This window comes from Vibrio sp. LQ2, from assembly GCF_023920125.1.
GTDB classification, from domain to species: domain Bacteria; phylum Pseudomonadota; class Gammaproteobacteria; order Enterobacterales; family Vibrionaceae; genus Vibrio; species Vibrio fluvialis.
In genome coordinates this window covers 4,169,191-4,189,222 of sequence record NZ_CP085308.1, presented here as the reverse complement: position 1 = coordinate 4,189,222, position 20,032 = coordinate 4,169,191, and the positions used below count along the sequence as shown (strand labels likewise).

General features: G+C 49.8%; 17 protein-coding genes. All 17 read right to left on the bottom strand.

Translation table 11 applies throughout. The features are described 5' to 3' along the window. Positions 1-19 precede the first annotated feature (19 nt). Positions 20-1,318, bottom strand: coding sequence for a tRNA lysidine(34) synthetase TilS (gene tilS, locus LGV68_RS19430; RefSeq protein ID WP_252536794.1), 1,299 nt, complete (start codon positions 1,316-1,318; stop codon positions 20-22). A 135-nt stretch (positions 1,319-1,453) separates the two neighbouring features. Continuing rightward, positions 1,454-2,413: an acetyl-CoA carboxylase carboxyl transferase subunit alpha gene (accA, locus tag LGV68_RS19425; RefSeq protein ID WP_252535919.1), complete on the bottom strand. Its 960-nt coding sequence runs from the start codon at positions 2,411-2,413 to the stop codon at positions 1,454-1,456. A 44-nt stretch (positions 2,414-2,457) separates the two neighbouring features. Continuing rightward, complete coding sequence (gene dnaE / locus LGV68_RS19420; protein WP_020431910.1) at positions 2,458-5,937, bottom strand: DNA polymerase III subunit alpha; 3,480 nt, start codon at positions 5,935-5,937, stop codon at positions 2,458-2,460. Positions 5,938-6,010: 73 nt separating this feature from the next. Continuing rightward, on the bottom strand, positions 6,011-6,631 hold the full coding sequence (gene rnhB, locus LGV68_RS19415) for a ribonuclease HII (protein ID WP_032082561.1): 621 nt from the start codon (positions 6,629-6,631) through the stop codon (positions 6,011-6,013). 17 nt (positions 6,632-6,648) lie between these two features. Then, positions 6,649-7,788 carry a lipid-A-disaccharide synthase gene (lpxB, locus tag LGV68_RS19410; protein WP_252535918.1) on the bottom strand — a complete coding sequence of 380 codons (1,140 nt, stop codon included), beginning with the start codon at positions 7,786-7,788 and terminating at the stop codon, positions 6,649-6,651. A 124-nt stretch (positions 7,789-7,912) separates the two neighbouring features. Next, a complete protein-coding gene (lpxA, locus tag LGV68_RS19405) occupies positions 7,913-8,701 on the bottom strand; it encodes an acyl-ACP--UDP-N-acetylglucosamine O-acyltransferase (protein WP_020331672.1) in 789 nt (262 codons plus the stop codon). 1 nt (position 8,702) lies between these two features. Further along, the gene (gene fabZ, locus LGV68_RS19400; protein WP_004724879.1) at positions 8,703-9,134 is read right to left on the bottom strand and encodes a 3-hydroxyacyl-ACP dehydratase FabZ; all 432 of its coding nucleotides are present in this window, start codon (positions 9,132-9,134) and stop codon (positions 8,703-8,705) included. 116 nt (positions 9,135-9,250) lie between these two features. Continuing rightward, the gene (lpxD, locus tag LGV68_RS19395; protein ID WP_252535917.1) at positions 9,251-10,285 is read right to left on the bottom strand and encodes a UDP-3-O-(3-hydroxymyristoyl)glucosamine N-acyltransferase; all 1,035 of its coding nucleotides are present in this window, start codon (positions 10,283-10,285) and stop codon (positions 9,251-9,253) included. Positions 10,286-10,295: 10 nt separating this feature from the next. Beyond that, positions 10,296-10,805, bottom strand: a complete 510-nt coding sequence (locus LGV68_RS19390; protein WP_020331670.1) for an OmpH family outer membrane protein — start codon at positions 10,803-10,805, stop codon at positions 10,296-10,298. Positions 10,806-10,819: 14 nt separating this feature from the next. Then, on the bottom strand, positions 10,820-13,234 hold the full coding sequence (bamA, locus tag LGV68_RS19385; protein ID WP_020331669.1) for an outer membrane protein assembly factor BamA: 2,415 nt from the start codon (positions 13,232-13,234) through the stop codon (positions 10,820-10,822). 48 nt (positions 13,235-13,282) lie between these two features. Further along, the gene (gene rseP, locus LGV68_RS19380) at positions 13,283-14,641 is read right to left on the bottom strand and encodes a sigma E protease regulator RseP (protein WP_252535916.1); all 1,359 of its coding nucleotides are present in this window, start codon (positions 14,639-14,641) and stop codon (positions 13,283-13,285) included. Further along, positions 14,638-15,846, bottom strand: a complete 1,209-nt coding sequence (ispC, locus tag LGV68_RS19375) for a 1-deoxy-D-xylulose-5-phosphate reductoisomerase (RefSeq protein ID WP_020431920.1) — start codon at positions 15,844-15,846, stop codon at positions 14,638-14,640. The genes rseP and ispC overlap by 4 nt, the downstream gene beginning before the upstream one ends. 50 nt (positions 15,847-15,896) lie before the next feature. Further along, on the bottom strand, positions 15,897-16,739 hold the full coding sequence (locus LGV68_RS19370) for a phosphatidate cytidylyltransferase (RefSeq protein WP_020331666.1): 843 nt from the start codon (positions 16,737-16,739) through the stop codon (positions 15,897-15,899). 16 nt (positions 16,740-16,755) lie between these two features. Beyond that, on the bottom strand, positions 16,756-17,508 hold the full coding sequence (gene uppS, locus LGV68_RS19365) for a polyprenyl diphosphate synthase (protein WP_024373548.1): 753 nt from the start codon (positions 17,506-17,508) through the stop codon (positions 16,756-16,758). 94 nt (positions 17,509-17,602) lie between these two features. After that, a complete protein-coding gene (gene frr / locus LGV68_RS19360; RefSeq protein ID WP_020331664.1) occupies positions 17,603-18,160 on the bottom strand; it encodes a ribosome recycling factor in 558 nt (185 codons plus the stop codon). A 36-nt stretch (positions 18,161-18,196) separates the two neighbouring features. Continuing rightward, positions 18,197-18,928, bottom strand: coding sequence for a UMP kinase (gene pyrH / locus LGV68_RS19355; protein WP_004724892.1), 732 nt, complete (start codon positions 18,926-18,928; stop codon positions 18,197-18,199). Positions 18,929-19,074: 146 nt separating this feature from the next. After that, positions 19,075-19,917 (bottom strand): translation elongation factor Ts, encoded by an 843-nt coding sequence (gene tsf, locus LGV68_RS19350; protein ID WP_020331663.1) that lies wholly within the window; start codon positions 19,915-19,917, stop codon positions 19,075-19,077. Positions 19,918-20,032 lie beyond the last annotated feature (115 nt).

Sequence of the window (20,032 nt, the reverse complement as noted above, 5' to 3'; positions counted from 1 at the left end):
ATTTTGGCATGAAAAAACGTCACTTGTCCCAGATGAGTTCACAATCTTGCCCACTGAAGTCACGATCTATAAATAAATTTGCAACCGCTACCACTTTATTCTGATGCATCACAATCGGCGTCCGTCGTCTCAGCCAACTCGGTACCTGATATTCCTGAAACAGTTTCTTTAATTTACGCGAACCCGCTCGGCCAACCGGGCATGCAGACAAACCTTCCGGATTAAAAGTTACCCAGAACGGAGCATCGTCGGCTGGCAGGCGAAGGTTCCCCTGCGCACTTGTCACCAGCATCAGACTGCCCAGATTGTCAGGCAGCCGCAATCGGCACTCGGACAATAGCGGTTGCTGCCAAGCGGACACATCCTGCATCAGTGGCACACAATACAAACGTTGATGGAAACGGCGAATTTCGCACTCGCCCAGTTTGAGTTTGGGATTGGCATCGTCTTCGGCTTGAGCCACTTCGCGCCACAGGACTTCTAATTGCACGCGGCTCGGCATCGGCTGCCCCTGAGATGCCAGCCAGTAACGCAATAATTGGCGGCGCAGTGCATCGCTGTGCGGCAGCAGCGCAGCAACCGACAAACTGCCGTCACTTTGCGTAGCTGCGTTAAGCGCATCGTTAAGCAGTTCAGCCAGTAATTCATCCTGCTCCGCACACAGCTGCGCGCTGCGTTGCACGGCGTGACGGATTCCCGGCCAGCGTTCACTTAACACGGGGGTCACCCGGTGACGCAGGAAATTTCGCTCGTAGCGCTCATCCTGATTACTTTCATCTTCGACCCATTGCAACTGCTGCTGTCGGGCGAATTGTTCAATCTGCTCCCGGGAAACACTCAATAGCGGGCGTAACAACTGACCGTTTGCAAACGGCGCTTGCTGCGCCATGGATGCCAAGCCTTTCGGACCACTGCCACGTTTCAATGCCAGCAAGAACGTTTCCAATTGATCATCGGCATGCTGACCGAGCAACAGAAGGCGGTTGCTCTCCATGTAGGTTGCCAAAGCTTTATAGCGCGCATCACGAGCCAGCTTTTCAATGCTTTCGCCACTGGCAGTATCCAAGCAGACCCGTTCAATTGAGAGCGGAATGTTGACCGCTTTGCACCATTGCTGGCAGCGTTCTACCCATTCATCGGCATGGACGCTCAAACCATGATGAACATGGACGGCCTGCACGCTGATGGCACGCTCATCTCGGTAGCGGGCTAACAGCTCCAGTAACACACGCGAATCAACGCCGCCACTGAAGGCGAGCACAAAATGGCGTGATGATTGAGCATCAAGTAATTGACGAGTATGAGCGTACAAATCCATGGCAATGTTGGTTGAGTATGAAGAACCGTTTGAGTATACCGCAAAGCAGTAACGTAGGTAGCGCAGTACATTGAACCACGCGAAAAACAAAAGGGCCGGACACTGTCCGACCCTCGAGCTAATTGCATGCTGAACTTAGCAGTAACCGTAGTTCATCAGGCGTTGGTAGCGACGCTCCAGCAGCGATTCGTAATCCAGTTGCTCCAGATCCGCCAGCTGACGCAGCAGCGTTGCTTTCATATTTTCTGCCATCTTAACGTGGTCGCGGTGCGCACCACCCAGTGGCTCTTCGATCACTTCGTCGATCAGTTCCAGCTCTTTCAGACGAGGAGCAACCAGACCCATCGCTTCCGCTGCTTGCGGTGCTTTATCCGCATCACGCCACAGAATCGACGCACAACCTTCTGGCGAAATCACTGAGTAAGTGGAGTATTGCAGCATGTTGACGTAGTCACCCACACCGATTGCCAGTGCACCACCTGAACCGCCTTCACCGACAACGTTACAGATCACTGGCACTTTAAGGCCAGCCATCACTTTCAGGTTTTTCGCGATCGCTTCAGACTGGCCACGCTCTTCCGCACCCACCCCCGGGTATGCACCCGCCGTGTCAATAAAGGTGATGATTGGCATGTTGAAACGCTCAGCCATTTCCATCAGACGCAGGGCTTTACGGTAACCTTCAGGTTTTGGCATACCGAAGTTACGTTTTACTTTTTCACGAGTTTCGCGGCCTTTCTGATGACCAATCACCATCACAGGACGACCATCAAGACGCGCCATGCCACCCACGATCGCTTTATCGTCAGCAAACGCACGGTCACCGGCCAGTTCATCGAACTCAGTAAACATGTTGTTGACGTAATCCAGAGTGTAAGGGCGTTGTGGATGGCGAGCCATCTGTGCCACTTGCCATGCACCTAAATCACTGAAAATTTTCTTTTTAAGCTCTAGGCTTTTCTTTTCTAGCTGTTCGATCTCTTTTTCAAGATCTACGGAAGTATCACCGCCATGACGAGACACGTCACGAAGCGCCTGAATCTTAGCTTCCAGTTCTACAATAGGTTTTTCAAATTCTAGAAAATTTAGGCTCATCTACCGATCCTTTTTTACTCAGCTCGCAATGGCGCAGCTGAATTTTAGTTAAATTCGAGTTCTACCTGGTCGTTGCCAAGTAACTGTTTTAATTCGTCTAACAATGTATCGCTTGGAGTCACACGCCATTCAGTGCCTAACGTCAGACGTGCTCGCGCATCAGGGCGCTGGTAGTATACATTGACAGGGACAGTCCCTGCTCGGTGAGGCTCTAAGATCTGACTAAAGCGCTCAAAAAACTGCTCATCAATCTGCGATTGTTCAATCGAGATAGATAAGCCTCGGGCATATTTTTCACGCGCGCTGCCCAAGTCCATGACTTCGCGCGCCGACATTTTAAGGCCACCATTGAAGTCATCAAAGCTGACCTGTCCGGAAATCACCAGAATTTTATCTTTTTCTAACAATTCTGCATACCGATCCAGCGCATCGGAGAACAGCATGACTTCCATTCGGCCACTGCGATCGTCAAGCGTCATCAACCCGATACGGTTGCCGCGCTTGGTGGTCATCACCCGCGCTGCAATCACCAGACCAGCCACCGTCAACGACTGATCGCGACGTGTCGGCGTCGCTTCATTCAATCGACAGCTGGTGTACTTATTCAGTTCCTTCAGGTAGGCATTAATGGGATGCCCGGTCAAATAAAGTCCGAGCGTCTCCCGCTCCCCTTCCAGCCAGACTTTCTCCGGCCATTCAGGAACCTGAATGTATTTCTGTTCAACTTCTTCCGGTGCGTCAGTGAGCACACCAAACATGTCTGCCTGACCAAACGCTTCCGCCTGATGGTGCTGGCTTGCCGCTTTCACCGCATCATCCAGCGAAGCCATCATTGCAGCACGATGCGGCCCCAAACGGTCCAGTGCACCAGCCAGAATCAATTTTTCTATCACACGTTTGTTGACCTTCTTAATGTCAATGCGTGCACAGAAATCAAACAAATCTTTAAAGTAACCGCCCTTGTTGCGCGCTTCGAGGATCACTTCAATCGGGCCTTCACCTACCCCTTTAATCGCACCGATACCGTACACAATTGCGCCGGAATCGTCGACATTAAAGCGGTACAGCCCCGAATTGATATCCGGCGGCAATACCTTCAGCCCCATGCGCATGCATTCATCAACCAGGCCCACCACTTTCTCGGTGTTATCCATATCGGCGGTCATTACCGCCGCCATGAACTCAGCCGGATAGTGCGTTTTCAGCCACAGCGTTTGGTACGATACTAAAGCATAGGCTGCTGAGTGCGATTTGTTAAAGCCGTATCCAGCAAATTTCTCTACCAGATCGAAGATTTTCATTGCCAGTTCGCCGTCAACACCGTTGTTTTCGGCACCGGACTGAAACACCTCGCGCTGCTTGGCCATCTCTTCCGGCTTTTTCTTACCCATCGCACGACGCAGCATGTCCGCACCACCAAGCGTATAGCCTGCCAGTACCTGAGCAATCTGCATGACCTGTTCCTGATACAGGATGATGCCGTAGGTTGGCTCCAGAATCTCTTTCAGTGACTCGTGCTGCCACTTTTCATCCGGGTAAGAAATCGCTTCACGACCGTGTTTACGGTCGATAAAGTTGTCCACCATACCTGATTGTAGAGGGCCCGGACGGAACAGGGCCACCAGTGCGATGATGTCTTCAAAACAGTCTGGCTGCAGGCGTTTGATCAGCTCTTTCATGCCGCGCGATTCAAGCTGGAATACCGCGGTGGTTTCCGAATTTTGCAGCACGCGGAATGAGGCCGGATCCGCGAGCGGAATCGATTCGATTCGCACTGGCGGTTCACCCGCTTTTTCACGGCGTGGGTTAATCAAACCCAGCGCCCAGTCAATAATGGTGAGTGTACGCAGACCAAGGAAGTCAAACTTCACTAAGCCAGCATATTCGACGTCGTTCTTGTCGAATTGGGTAACCGGATGGTGACCTTCCGAGTCACAATAGATCGGCGCAAAGTCGGTGATGGCCGTTGGCGAGATCACCACACCACCCGCGTGTTTACCCGCGTTTCGAGTACACCCTTCCAGAATGCGACACATATCGATCAGTTCTTTAACTTCTTCGTCTGCGTCGTAAAGCTCTTGCAGGGCCGGCTCCGCTTTGAATGCTTTTTCCAGCGTCATGCCCGGATCCGGCGGAATCATTTTCGAAATGCGATCCACAAAACCAAACGGGTGGCCAAGCACTCGGCCCACATCACGGATAACGGCTTTCGCCGCCATGGTACCGAAGGTGATGATCTGCGATACCGCATCGCGGCCATACATTTCAGCAACGTGATCAATCACCTGATCGCGTTTATCCATGCAGAAGTCGACGTCGAAATCGGGCATCGATACCCGTTCCGGGTTAAGGAAACGTTCGAATAGCAGATCATATTCCAGCGGATCAAGGTCGGTGATTTTCAGCGCGTACGCCACCAGCGAACCCGCGCCAGAGCCTCGCCCTGGCCCCACCGGAATATCGTTATCTTTCGACCACTGGATGAACTCCATTACGATCAGGAAGTAACCGGGGAAGCCCATCTGGTTGATTACCTGAAGTTCGATCTCCAGACGTTCATCGTATGCCGGACGGCGTTCCGCGCGAACAGCCGGATCTGGGAACAGGAACTCCAGACGATCTTCCAGACCTTCGCGCGATTTTTTCACCAGGTATTCGGTTTCAGCCATGCCTTCGGTCGGGAACGCAGGCAGGAAGTACTCCCCCAAACGGACCGTGACGTTACAACGTTTAGCGATTTCAACGCTGTTTTCCAGCGCTTCCGGAATGTCGGCAAACAGCTCGCACATTTCCTCTTCACTGCGAAGGTACTGTTGCGGGCTGTAGTTTTTCGGACGGCGGGGATCTTCTAAGGTAAAACCATCGTGAATGGCAACTCGGATTTCGTGCGCATCAAACTGGTCAGGGTCGATAAAGACCACATCGTTAGTTGCCACCACAGGCAGTTCTGCTTGTTCCGCAAGCTCCAACGCAAAGTGAAGATAACTCTCTTCATCTGCACGTCCGGTTCGCACCAATTCCAGATAGAAGTTGTCAGCAAAATGGGTCTGATAAAACTCGACGCACTTTTCTACCAGGGCTTGGTTGCCTTTGAGCAGCGCACGGCCAATTTCACCATTTTTACCGCCGGAAAGAATAATCAGTCCTTCGGCGTATTTCAGCAGCCACTCTTTATCGATCACGGGCTGATGTTGCACGTGTCCGCGCAGGTAGGCATCGGAAATCAGTAACGTCAGGTTTTTGTACCCGACGTTATCTTTGGCCAGTACGGTGATACGAGTCAGTTCATCACCAAATTCATCGGAGCGTACAGAAAAGTCAGCACCAACGATCGGCTTGATACCACAACCATGCGCCGTGCCATAAAATTTCACCAAGCCACACAGGTTGGTAAAGTCGGTCAGAGCCATTGCTGGCATGCCCATTGCGGCCACTTTCTTCACCAGTGGCGGCACTTTTGACAGGCCATCAACCATGGAGAAATCACTGTGAATGCGTAAGTGGATGAACTTTGGATCTGACATTCAATTCTGTCCTGGAGTACTGAGATTTGTTACTGGCGGTTATTCTACGTGAATCTGAGCGGAGTTACAGAGCTTATTCCAGCCCAAGTACCCGTTTTACCGGGCCAAAACTCCGACGATGTTGCTCAATGACACCATGTTGTTCAATCGCATCAAAATGCGCTTTGGTGGGATAACCTTTGTGTTTGGCAAAACCAAACTGCGGATAGGCTTTATCCAGCTCTTCCATTTCTTGGTCGCGTACAACTTTGGCAATGATCGAGGCGGCGCTGATCTGCGCCACGCGCAAGTCACCTTTGACCACCGCTTGAGCGTCCATCGGCAATTGCGGAATCTTATTGCCGTCCACCAGCACTAAGTCTGGCTTGATCGCCAGCCCTTGCACCGCACGCTGCATAGCCAACATGGTCGCCTGAAAGATGTTTAACTCATCAATCTCTTTTGGGCTGCAACGCCCGACCGACCACGCCAGTGCTTTTTCCTGAATTTCCGGCAGCAGCGCCAGACGTTTTTTCTCCGACAATTTTTTTGAATCGTTCAAGCCTTCAATCGGGTTATTCGGGTCCAAGATCACCGCCGCGGTGACCACATCGCCGACCAACGGGCCACGGCCCACTTCATCCACTCCGGCAATCAGGTGATAGCCGCCAGGAATTTCAAACGGAGGCAGTTCTTTTTCAGGTTTCTTAGCCATGATGTTTACTATCAGAATCAGTGTTGAATTAAATTAAGCACCGCGTTGGCGGCTTGTTCATCGGCGCCCTTGCGAATCCAGTGATGCATCTCGTCGAACTTCTCCAACATCTCGCGGTTGTCGTTATCCAGCAGGTGACACACTTCGTGATACAGATTGTCGACCGTGCAATCATCCTGCAACAGCTCTTTCACCAGTTCTTGGTCAGCCAGAATGTTCGGCAGCGACACATATGGCGTTTTCAGCAGACGCTTAGCCAGAAAGGCAGTAATCGCATTGACGCGATAGCCAACCACCATCGGGCGTTTGAGCAACATGCACTCCAGCGCGACCGTGCCCGAAGCCAGCATCACCGCATCCGACGCAGTGATAACATTGCGCGCGGTGTCGTCCACCAGCACAAAATTGAGTTCTGGAGCGTGTTGCTGCCATGCGGCTTCAAACTGTTCACGGCGTTTTTGGTTGACCAGTGCCACTACAAAACCCAGATCCGGGTAACGTTGCTGCAAACGCTGACATGTTTCGATAAACGGTTGCGCCAGCATTTTCATTTCACCACAGCGACTGCCCGGCAGCACTGCCAACCAGCGTTTATTGTTATCGAGACCTAACAGCGCTTGCGCCGCAAGTCGGTCAGATTCAAACGGAATGGCGTCAGCCAGCGTGTGACCGATAAACTCGCAAGGCACATTAAATTTGTCGTAGAACGCTTTTTCAAACGGCAGAAATGCCAGCACCAGATTGGTAGCAGCTTCGATTTTGAAGATACGTTTTTGGCGCCATGCCCACACCGATGGGCTGACGTAGTGAACGGTTTTGATACCCGCTTGTTTCAAGTCGAGTTCCAGGCGCAGGTTGAAATCCGGCGCATCGATACCGACAAACACATCCGGCGGATTGGTAGTGAAGTATTTTACCAACTCCGCTTTCACTTTCAGCAGACGCGGCAGACGGCCCAGCACTTCCACCAGCCCCATCACAGCCAGCTCTTCCATATCAAATAGCGACTGGCAGCCTTGCGCGATCATTTTCGGGCCGCCGATGCCGACAAACTCAGCATTCGGGTAACGAGCCTTGACCGCTTTGATGAAGCCTTCTCCCAACGTGTCGCCGGATAATTCGCCCGCGACGATGCCAATGCGTAATGGTCTATCCACGCCAAACGTCCTCTTTAAGCCTTGATGTGTGTTATGGAAAACCACCTGAAAAAGAGGCTGTCCATAAAACACAAAAGACCGCCCGCTGCCGGGCGATCTTTTATAGGTGCGTATTCAGCAAAGCTTAGCGAATGATGCCACGCTCTGAAGTCTCCAGCATGGTGATGAAGCGCTGAATCGATGGCCATTGCTCTGCCATCTCTTTCAGCACTGGCAACGCTTCCGCCTGAGTTTTACCTGAACGGTAAATCTCTTTGTAGGCTTTTTGCAGTGCACGGATTTCGTCTTTTTCAAAACCGTTACGCTTTAAGCCAACCAGGTTCAGACCGAATGGCGTAGCGTGGTTACCTTGCGCCAATACGTATGCCGGTACGTCTTGAACAACAGCGGAACAGCCACCGATGTAGGCAAATGCCCCTACGGTACAGAATGGATGAATCGCCGACAGCGCCATCACGCCCGCATTGTCTTCCACGGTCACATGACCGCCAAGAATGGCGTTATTGCCGATGTGGGTGTTGTTACCGACAATCACATCATGTGCAATGTGCGCGTTAACACACAGCAGGTTGTCATCACCGACGACGGTTTGCGCTTTATCCTGCACAGTACCACGATGGATCTGTACCGCTTCACGAATCACGTTGCGATCGCCAACGATCACTCGCGTATCTTCGCCGCCGTACTTCTTGTCCTGGTTCTCTTCACCAATCACAGCGTGCGGGAAAATACGGTTATCTTTACCAATCACAGTGTTGCCTTTAATCACAACATGTGACATTACCTCTGTGCCTTCACCAATAGTGACACCAGATGTAATGTAGGTAAACGGCCCAACCGTTACGTTAGCGCCAATCACTGCGCCTTCTTCGACCACCGCCATTGGGTGGATTTGTGCCGTTTCGTGGATCATATTAAAACTCTCTACGTGCGCATTTCAGTTCTGCAGAACACACTACGTCACCATCAACTTTGGCTACGCCGTTGAACAGCGCAATACCGCGACGCTCTTTCAAAAATTCCACTTCAATGATCAGTTGGTCGCCAGGGCCAACCGGTTTGCGGAATTTCGCGTTGTCGATGCTCGCGAAGTAGTACAGTTCATTTTCTTTTGGTGCACCAAAAGTTTTGAATGCCAGCAGGCCAGTAGCCTGAGCCATGGCTTCCAGAATCAGTACGCCAGGGAAAACAGGGAGCTGAGGGAAATGACCGGTAAACTGAGGTTCGTTCACTGAAACATTTTTAAGACCAATCAGGTATTTACCTTCTTCAAAATCTGTCACGCGGTCAATCAGCAAAAATGGATAACGGTGAGGAAGAAGCTCCTGAATTTCAGTGATATTCATCATTTTCTTTTCAGTAGTCAAAGTCATATTCCTATTTATAAATACATAAAATTGTTTAGGGCATTATAGACGAAAAAGACTCGCACATTGCGAGCCTTTTTGACAAAAACACGGAATTAAGAGTCCGATTTTTGCTCAAGCAGCTTCTCTACCGCTTTCAAACGCTTATTCATTTCGTCGATGCGATGAACACGCGCGGCTGTCTTACGCCATTCTTTGTTGGTTTGCAGCGGAATACCGGAAGAGTACATCCCCTTCTCGTCAATGCTGCGCATGACCATACCCATACCAGTGATGGTAACACCATCGGCAATTTCGATATGACCATTCAAAACAGAAGCACCACCAATGATGCAATATTTACCGATCTTGGTGCTGCCGGCGACAATAGTACCACCGGCCATGGCCGTACCATATCCGATGTGCACGTTGTGCGCGATTTGCATCTGGTTGTCGAGAATGACGTTATCTTCAATCACGGTATCATCCAGCGCGCCACGGTCGATAGTGGTACATGCACCGATTTCAACACGGTTACCGATACGCACAGAACCCAGCTGCGGAATTTTAATCCACTCACCGCGTTCGTTGGCGTAACCGAAACCATCAGAACCAATTACAGTACCCGATTGAATCAGGCAACGTTCACCCACCAGCACATTGTGGTAAATGGTCACGTTCGCCCACAGCTTGGTGTGATCGCCCAGCTTGGCATTTTTACCGATAAAGCAGCCAGCACCAATGATCACGTTATCGCCCAGTTCAACACCAGATTCGATCACGGCATTGGCGCCGATTGACACGTTGTTCCCTAACTTAGCGTCGTCAGCCACCACTGCGCTCGGTGCAATACCGCCCGCCGCAGGTGCTGGTGTGGTGTCCAGCGCTTGTGTCACTTTCGCAAACGCCACGTACGGGTCAGCAACAACCAGTACGTTTGCCGGACATAAGTCTCGCTCAGAGGCCTTCACCATGATGACGGTCGCTTTACACTCAGCGAGGTGTTTACTGTATTTTGGGTTCGACAGGAAGGTGATGTCCCCTTCCTGTGCGCGATCCATCGGCGCTACACCACTGACAACAGAAGTGCTGTCACCGTGTAGCTCGCCCCCAGTAATCGTTGCCAATTCGGCTAAAGTTAGTGTTGTCATAATGCTTTAATTATTTGATTGTTTTGATTACTTTTTCTGAAATGTCGTACTCAGGCTTGCCGTACTGCATTGCGCTGATATCAACAATCATATCGTAGCCTTCTTTCTCAGCCACTTTCTTCACCGCATCTTGGATCACTTTAAACAGCTTCTGTTTCTCTTCCGATTCACGGCGAGCCGATGCTTGTTCCAGTGCCTGAGCTTTGATTTTGTAAGCGCTGTCCAGTTGACCAATTTCGATACGCAGTTTTTCCACGTCATCCTGACTCATCAGCTCAGAATCACGCTTCAATTTTTCAATTTTCGTTTTTGCATCTGCTTTGATGCTTTGCAGCTCCGCCGCTTTGTCTTTGAATTCATCTTGCATTTTCTTCAGGACAACTTCGCGCTGTGGCAGAGCCTGAAAAACTTGCGCAGTGTTAATGAATCCCACTTTTTGAGCCGCTTCAGCAGCTTGAGCAAAAAATGATGAGCTAAGAACAATAAGGCTAACACCTGCTGCTTTGATGATGTGTTTCAAAATAGTTTCCTCTATTAGAAGGTTCGTCCGATAGTGAAAGTGAAGAATTCTTCGTCGTCACCTTCGTATTTCTTAATAGGTTTCGCCAGAGAGAAGACCAGAGGCCCCATTGGCGACATCCATTGCAACGCTACACCGTACGAAGAACGGTAGTTGGTTGGATCTGAGTAGTCGTAGTAGTATTTGTCACCATAATCTGCCCCGCTGCTGCGGTAGTCAAATTCGGTATCCCAAACACTGGCCATATCGTAGAAAATACTGGTACGAACCTGACTACGCGCTTCATCCGAAGCGAACGGCGTCGGCACAATCAGCTCGACACTGGCCAATGCAATCGCGTTACCACCAACCGAATCATCGGTTGCGGTATCGGTACCATTGTTGGAACCTGAGTAATCACGGTACACCGCTTTTGGACCCGCTGTGTTAGAGCCAAATCCGCGTAATGTTGTAAAACCACCCGCATAGAAGTTTTCATAAAACGGATAGAGGTTATCTTTCCCGTCTGTCTGGCCATAACCGTTACCGTAACCCAGGCGGCCACGCAGTAACAGCGTAAACTCATGCTTTTTAGTTAGCGGAACATACTGGCGCACATCGTATTGCAGTTTGAAGTACTTCGCATCCGAACCCGGAACTGTGATTTTGCCCGACGCACGCTGGTAGTTACCAGCCGTTGGGAAGTAACCTTTGTTGAGGTTATTACGCGTCCAGGCAATGTTCATATCGAAATCGTTAGTCAGCAGACTACCGTCTGAATCGATATTGCTCTCTTGAGCTTTCAGGAACTGTTCCACTTGCAGATATGGCGTCAGGTTACCGATCTTGTTGTGCGTGTAACCCACACCAAATTCAAAACGGTTCAGTTCATCGAATGGGAAACCCCAGGTCAGGCTGGTGCCGTAGCTTTCGTTGGTATAGTCGACGATGCCCGCTTCCGATGCTTCAAACTGGTTATAGAAAACTTTTCCGCCCAGGCTGACACCATCGAGGTTCCAATACGGGTCACGATATTCCAGCGTAATGTTCTTCTGGTAATCGTTCGTGGTCGCGTTGATGCCCACACGGTTACCGCTACCAAGGAAGTTATCCTGAGTCAGACCGACCGTAAAGCTTACGCCCGATTCCGTACCGTAACCGACACCAAAGTTTACGCTGCCTGAGTTCGCTTCTTTCACCGTGTAAACCAGATCGACCTGATCATCGGTACCCGGTACACGGACAGTCTGAACGTCAACGGTTTCGAAATAACCCAGACGGTTCAGACGCGCTTTACCAGTATCGATAGATTTTGAGTTCAGCCAAGAACCTTCCATCTGGCGCATCTCACGGCGCAGAACTTCGTCGCGGGTCGCATTGTTACCGACAAAACGAATATCGCGTACATACATACGCTTACCCGTTTCAACATGCACGACCAGTGACACCTGCTGTGTTGCATCGTCAAATTCAGGAATCGTGCGCACTTGTGGGTACGCATAACCCGCTTCGCCCAGCACACGCTTGACACTTTCTTCCAGTTGAGTCACCGATGAACCACGATAGGTTTCACCCATTTCAAACGGAATCAGCGACTTAAATTCGTCTTCTTTACCAATCAATTCACCGCGGAACTGAACATCTTTCACCGTATAAGGTTTACCCTCATTGAGGTTCATGGTGATGTAGACGCCTTTTTTGTCGGGCGAAATAGCAACTTGCGTTGAATCAACCTGAAACTTCAGGTAACCGCGATCGAGATAGAAAGTGCGCAGTGCTTCGATATCGCCTGCCAACACCTGCTTCTGATATTTGTCGTCCGACAGGAAGTTCCACCACGCGACATCCACTTTCAGATTGAAGCGTGACAACAGCTCCTGATCGGAAAACACTTCGTTGCCAATAAAGTTGATTTGCTGGATTTTAGCCGAGACACCCTCAGTGAAAACAAACTTCAGGTCCGCGCGGTTACGCGGCAGCGGCGTCACCACGGCTTTTACGGTGGCGTTGTACTTACCAACGCTGTAGTAGAAGTCTTCCAGACCTTTTTCAATGTTGCTGAGCTTGGTGCGATCCAATGCTTCACCAACACGAATTCCAGAGGCATCAAGGTTTTGCTGCAACTGTTCTTCTTTGATCGCCTTGTTGCCGGAGAAAGAGACGCTCGCAATGGTTGGGCGCTCTTTCACCTGAACGACTAAAGTCTCATCGTCGCGCAGAACTTTAACATCTTCAAAGTTACCCGAGGCATACAGAGCCTTGATGATTTCAGCAACGTCCTGAGAATCAACGGTATCGCCAACACGGACCGGCATTTTTAACAATGCGGCACCCAGAGCAACACGCTGTAACCCTTGAATCTGAATGTCCTGCACAACAAAATTTTCGGCACTATTCGCCGACACGCTTGTTGCGAGCAGCGTCGCGAACAGGATTTTTTTCATTGCCATATTTGTTTTAGTTATTCCTTACTACAACCTTTGCCTAATGCTTATCAATCACAGGCGAGTAAAATCGTTAAATATTGCCACGGCCATCAGAGAGAAGATGATCATACCGCCGATGCGATAACCCATTTCCTGAACTTTTTCCGGAACCGGACGACGAATAATGGCTTCAATCGCGAAAAATAGCAGGTGACCACCGTCGAGCATCGGTAACGGCACCAAGTTAATGATGCCCAAGTTGACGCTGATCAGCGCCAAAAAGCCGAGGAAATAGACCAGACCATAATCCGCCGTTGCACCTGCGCCTTTCGCGATAGAAATTGGGCCGCTCAGGTTATTCAACCCTACATCGCCGACTATCAATTTCTTCAGCATGCTGACGGTCAGATCAATCACCTGGCCAGTTTTTTCAAATGCTTTTCCGAACGATTCAAATACACCAAATTGCAGCTCAAATCGATAACTTTGCGGCCAATCTGCGACTTTAGGTGCGATTCCCGCAAAACCGATCACTTTTCCTTGAGACAGCTTTTTAGCATTAGGGGTTAAAGACAACGACAGCGATTCTTGCTGGCGTTCAATATCAATCACTAATGCCTGGTCAGGATGCGTCTGAATCGCGTCAATCACCTGTTGCCAATCTGTGATCGGCTGGCCATTAATGTGAGTCAACACATCGCCGACCATCAACCCAGCACGAGCACCAGCGCCTTCAGCCTCTACACTCGTCAGCTCCGCAGAGATTTGCGGTGTAAATGGCTTAAAGCCAAGCGCTCCCATAGCAGACTCTGTTTCAGGATCAAAGTTCCACCCACTGAGGTCAAAAGTTTTGATTTCGTCGACGCCGACACCATTTGGCGATGAAACCGTCACGGTCATACGTTGATCGCCAATATGAGAAATCAGCCCCATATTGACCGATTCCCAATCCGGTGTTTCAGTGCCAGAGACCGCTTTGATTTCCATGCCCGGTTCAAGACCCGCATTGGCGGCAATAGAATACGGCGCAACATTACCCACTACTGGTTTAACGGCAGGTACACCAATCATAAACACTAGCCAGTAGGCAAAGACCGCAAAGAAGAAGTTAAAGGCAGGGCCTGCGCTGACAATAGCAGTTCGCTTCCAGAGCGGCTTTTTATCGAAAGCAAACTGCTGGTCTTGCGGGCTAACGTCATCCACCCGGCCATCGAGCATCTTGACGTAGCCACCCAGAGGAATGATGGAAATACTGTATTCCGTACCATCTTTGCCAAGGCGTTTCCAAATCGACTTACCAAAACCAATCGAAAACTTCTCAACTTTGACGCCACACTTTCTCGCCACCCAGAAATGACCATATTCGTGCACGGCAACCAAAATGCCCAGTGCAACAATAAAGGACACCAGGTTCCACAAAATGCCACTCATAATAATCGCTCTTTCAACTCTTGAGATGCCAGACTACGAGCCATTGTATCGAGCTCAATCAGGCTTTCCAAGGTATAGGAATGTAACGGACTGTTGGTTCCACACACTTTAGACAACACACGTTCATTGATAGTTGCGATATCGGTGAAACGGATCTGACCACGCAGGAAAGCATCCACCGCCACTTCGTTGGCGGCATTCAGAGACGTCGTCGCATGCTGTCCTTCATAACAGGCATCAATGGCCAGTTTGAGACACGGATAGCGCGCATAATCCACATCGAGGAACGTCAGTTCACTCAAGCGGGTAAAATCAAGCGGTTTCACTCCGGCATTCACACGCTGAGGATAGGCCATGGTCAAGGCTATCGGTGTTGCCATGTCTTGCTCACCCAACTGGGCTACTACTGAACCATCGCGGTATTGCACCATTGAATGAATCACAGACTGAGGGTGAATCAGCACTTTCAATTGCTCGGGCGCCGCATTGAACAGCCATTTGGCTTCGATAAACTCGAGGCCTTTATTCATCATCGTCGCGGAATCGACCGAAATTTTCGGCCCCATTGACCAATTCGGATGTGCAATCGCCTGCTCAGGAGTCACATCTTTCAGTGTTTGAATATCACTGTAACGGAACGGACCACCAGAGCCGGTCAGCAGAATGTGGGACACGCCACTTTGCTGTAAATCACAGCGACCAAGGCGGGTTTGAATTTCGACTGGTAGACACTGAAAAATCGCATTGTGTTCACTGTCGACCGGCATCAGCTCTGCGCCATGCTGTTCAACGGCATCGATAAACAACTGCCCTGACATCACCAATGCTTCTTTGTTCGCCAGCAGTACACGCTTACCCGCTTTTACTGCCGCCATAGTGGGCAGCAACCCGGCCGCACCGACGATCGCGGCCATGACAGTATCAACTTCGTCACACGCGGCAACCTGGCACATTGCGTCCTGGCCAAACATGACCTCAGTCGACAGTTGCAGATCACGAAGCTCGGCCGCGAGCTGCTGCGCAGCGTCAGCGGTTGCCATGACGGCGTACTTCGGTCGCCAGCGCAGACACAAGTCGCGCATTTTGGCGACATTGCCACCTGCCGCGAGCGCGACCACAGTAAATTGTTCAGGATTCTCTGCAACTACTTTAAGCGTGCTGGCTCCGATTGAACCTGTCGCTCCCAGAATCGTTAATTTACGCATAGCAAAAACCGTCGTGATTGAGTATGGGCAGCCAAATGGCTACCCACACATTAGAACATGAAGTAGAGAAGAGCGAACACAGGGAAGGCCGCAGTCAGGCTATCAATGCGATCGAGAATACCGCCATGCCCGGGAATAATATTGCTGCTGTCTTTGATTCCAGAAACACGCTTAAACATGCTCTCAACCAAATCTCCCAGCACAGAGATCACCACCGTCAACAGAATCGTCAGCAGCATGATGCTCAGTGAAGAAAACTCTATCGCAAACCAGTCAGCGAATAACCAGCCAACGATCATCGCCGCAATCACACCGCCAACTAAACCTTCAATAGTTTTGTTCGGACTCACTGCTGGCGCCATTTTGTGTTTACCCAGACTTTTTCCCGAGAAATACGCACCACTGTCCGCGGCCCAGACAATCAAACACACAAACAGAACCAGTTTGGCGCCGTGGTAGAAATCCGTTTCCATCCCTTCTGCACGTAAAAACACCACGCTCCAGAAAAATGGCAGTAACGTCAGTAAACCGAACAAATGGCGCGCAGGATTTGATTCCTCCCACCAACGTCGGGAACGGGGAAAAGTAATGGCGAGAAAACTGGAGTACAGCCACCAGATGGTACCGATAGCCAGAATAGCAAAGTGAGTGCCATTAAGTGTTGCAAGCGACTGAACTGCCGGAGAAATCAGAAAAAAACTCGCACCGCCAACTAAAATAGCCGGCAGCAGAGCAATGTAACGCGATGTGTGCTGAACAAATTGGGTCCATTCCCAAAATCCCAATAGAGTCACAACTGCCAAGGCCAGAATAAACCAAGGAAGTGGCAGGAAGAAAATGCCTAAAATGACCAAAGGTGCAAGTATGAGCGCTGTAATTATTCTTTGCTTCAAACTTAGAAATCCTATTTTATGATTCCATCAATGCCTTAACTTGCTCACCGGTACAACCAAATCGGCGCTCACGATTTACAAACCAAGTCACTGCTTCAATTAAACTGTCTTCACCAAATTCTGGCCAGAACACTGGCGTAAAATACATTTCTGCGTAGGCCAGTTGCCACAGCATAAAGTTACTGATCCGGCATTCACCGCTGGTACGAATCAGCAGGTCCACTTCCGGAATATCAGACATGGTGAGATGTTCGGTGATCAACGCTTCGTCAATCTCTGACGGGTTGATTTCACCACGCGCCACTTTGACTGCGATGTCACGAGCGGCCTGAGTAATGTCCCATTTACCGCCATAGTTCGCGGCAATATTAACCACTAACCCGGTGTTATTCGCCGTCAGAGCTTCTGCCTGAGCGATCTTCGTTTGTAGACGCTCACTGAAACGGCTCTTATCACCAATAATACGAAGACGTAGGTTGTTCTTGTGCAATTTTTTGACTTCGGTAGACAGAACTGTGATAAACAGCTCCATTAACACACCAACTTCTTCTTCAGGACGGCGCCAGTTTTCGCTACTGAATGCAAACAGAGTAACGGCTTTGATCCCTAGTTTCGCAGCAGTAGAGATGGTTTTTCGGACAGCGGCTACACCATTTTTATGACCAAAGACACGGGGTTTGCCTTGTGCTTTCGCCCAGCGGCCATTGCCATCCATGATGATTGCAATATGCTGAGGAAGAACATCTGAAGTGAGTTGCGAATTTTGCATAGAAACGTAGTGACGATAAAAAGATGATGAAGGGTAGCATAAAAAAACGCTGTGCTGCGAGCACAGCGTTTTTTTCACTGGCATGACGGGAGAATTAAACTTCCATCAGCTCTTTTTCTTTAGCAGCAAGCACTTCATCAATGCGTTTAACTGCAGCGTCAGTCAGCTTCTGAATCTCGTCTTGTGCTTTGTGCTCGTCATCTTCAGAGATTTCTTTGTCTTTCAGCAGCGCTTTTAGATCACTGTTCGCATCACGACGAATGTTACGTACCGCTACACGGCCGCCTTCAGCTTCACCACGTACGATTTTAACCAGGTCTTTACGGCGTTCTTCAGTCAATGGTGGCAGTGGAACGCGAATAACTGTACCTGCTGACATTGGGTTCAAACCCAGATCCGACATCAGGATCGCTTTTTCAACTTTAGGTGTCAGTTCTTTATCAAACACGGTGATCGCCAGAGTACGCGCGTCTTCTGCGACTACGTTAGCGATTTGGTTAAGAGGTGTTGGAGCACCGTAGTACTCAACAGAGATGCCAGATAGCAGGCTTGGGTGCGCACGACCAGTACGAACCTTTTGCAGGTTGTTCTTCAGTGCTTCAACACTTTTGTCCATACGCTCTTGAGCGTCTTTTTTGATCTCATTAATCACAATTTCACCTTAATTCTTATTTCATCTCGAGAGTGATTATACTGCGGAGCTGATCAACGTGCCTTCCGCTTCACCCATCACCACGCGACGTAGTGCGCCTGGTTTGTTCATGTTGAAGACACGGATTGGCATTTTGTGGTCACGAGCCAGCGTGAACGCTGCCAAATCCATCACTTTCAATTCTTTATCAAGTACATCGTTGTATGCGAGCTTATCATACAGTTGTGCGTCTGGGTTGGCTACCGGGTCTGCACTATAAACGCCGTCTACTTTCGTCGCTTTGAGAACTACGTCTGCTTCAATTTCGATACCACGCAGACAGGCTGCTGAATCGGTTGTAAAGAATGGGTTGCCTGTACCAGCAGAGAAAATCACCACGCGGCCCTGGCGCAATTGGCTGATAGCATCTGCCCAGTTGTAATCGTCACACACGCCTTTCAGAGGAATCGCCGACATCACACGAGCGTTCACGTAAGCACGGTGCAGCGCATCACGCATTGCCAGACCATTCATTACTGTTGCCAACATACCCATGTGATCACCAACGACGCGGTTCATACCTGCTGCTGCCAGACCGGCACCACGGAACAAGTTACCGCCACCGATAACAACGCCAACCTGAACACCAAGTTCTACCAGCTCTTTCACTTCTTGAGCCATACGGTCAAGAACGGCTGGATCGATACCAAAACCTTCTTCGCCTTGAAGCGCTTCACCGCTAAGTTTTAACAGAATACGTTGATATGCTGGTTTAGGGTTCGTTGTCATGGACTTTACCTTCCAAAGAGAGTTGTTGATTAACAGTCATGGATACACTTAACCATTTAAGCGCATTCATCACGGTTAATCTCGCCTTAGTCGTGAAAAGACCGCAGCCATGGCCACGGTCTTTTTCTGAGCATTCTCGCTAAGGATTAACCTTTTTGAGCTAGTGCTACTTCTTCAGCGAAGCTTAGGCCTTCAGCTTTCTCGATACCTTCACCCACTTCCAGGCGAACGAATGTAGAAACTGACGCACCTTTTTCTTTCAGGACTTCGCCAACAGATTTCTTAGGTTCCATCACGAAAGGCTGACCAGTCAGAGAAACTTCACCGGTGAATTTCTTCATGCGGCCTTCAACCATTTTCTCTGCGATTTCTTTAGGCTTGCCTTCGTTCATCGCGATTTCAACTTGAACTTCACGCTCTTTTGCTACTACGTCAGCTGGTACGTCTTCTGGGTTTACGTACTCAGGACGTGATGCTGCAACGTGCATTGCGATGTGTTTCAGAGTTTCAGCGTCGCCTTCACCAGCAACAACTACACCGATTTTCTCGCCGTGACGGTAAGAAGCCAGTGCAACACCTTCAACGTACTGAACGCGACGGATGTTTACGTTTTCGCCGATTTTCGCTACTAGAGCAACGCGAGTTTCTTCGAATTTAGCTTGTAGTTCTTCAACGGTTGCTTTCGTTGCCAGAGCGTCTTCAGCTACTTGGTTAACGAATGCAGTGAAGTTAGAGTCTTTTGCTACGAAGTCTGTTTGGCAGTTCACTTCAAGAAGAACCGCTACGCCGTTTGCTTCTTTGATTGCGATAGTACCTTCAGCAGCAACGTTACCTGCTTTTTTAGCAGCTTTAGCAGCGCCTGATTTACGCATGTTTTCGATCGCAAGCTCGATGTCACCGTTAGTTTCAACAAGCGCTTTCTTACATTCCATCATACCTGCGCCAGTACGTTCGCGCAGTTCTTTTACTAGAGCAGCAGTAACAGCCATTCTCTATTCCTCAGTTTGATTCTGGATATGGTAAAAATTAGGGGCCTACATTTTCGGCCCCCAATGCTAACTATAACTTAGCTTATGCTTCAGCTTTGTGGCACATAGAGCTAAG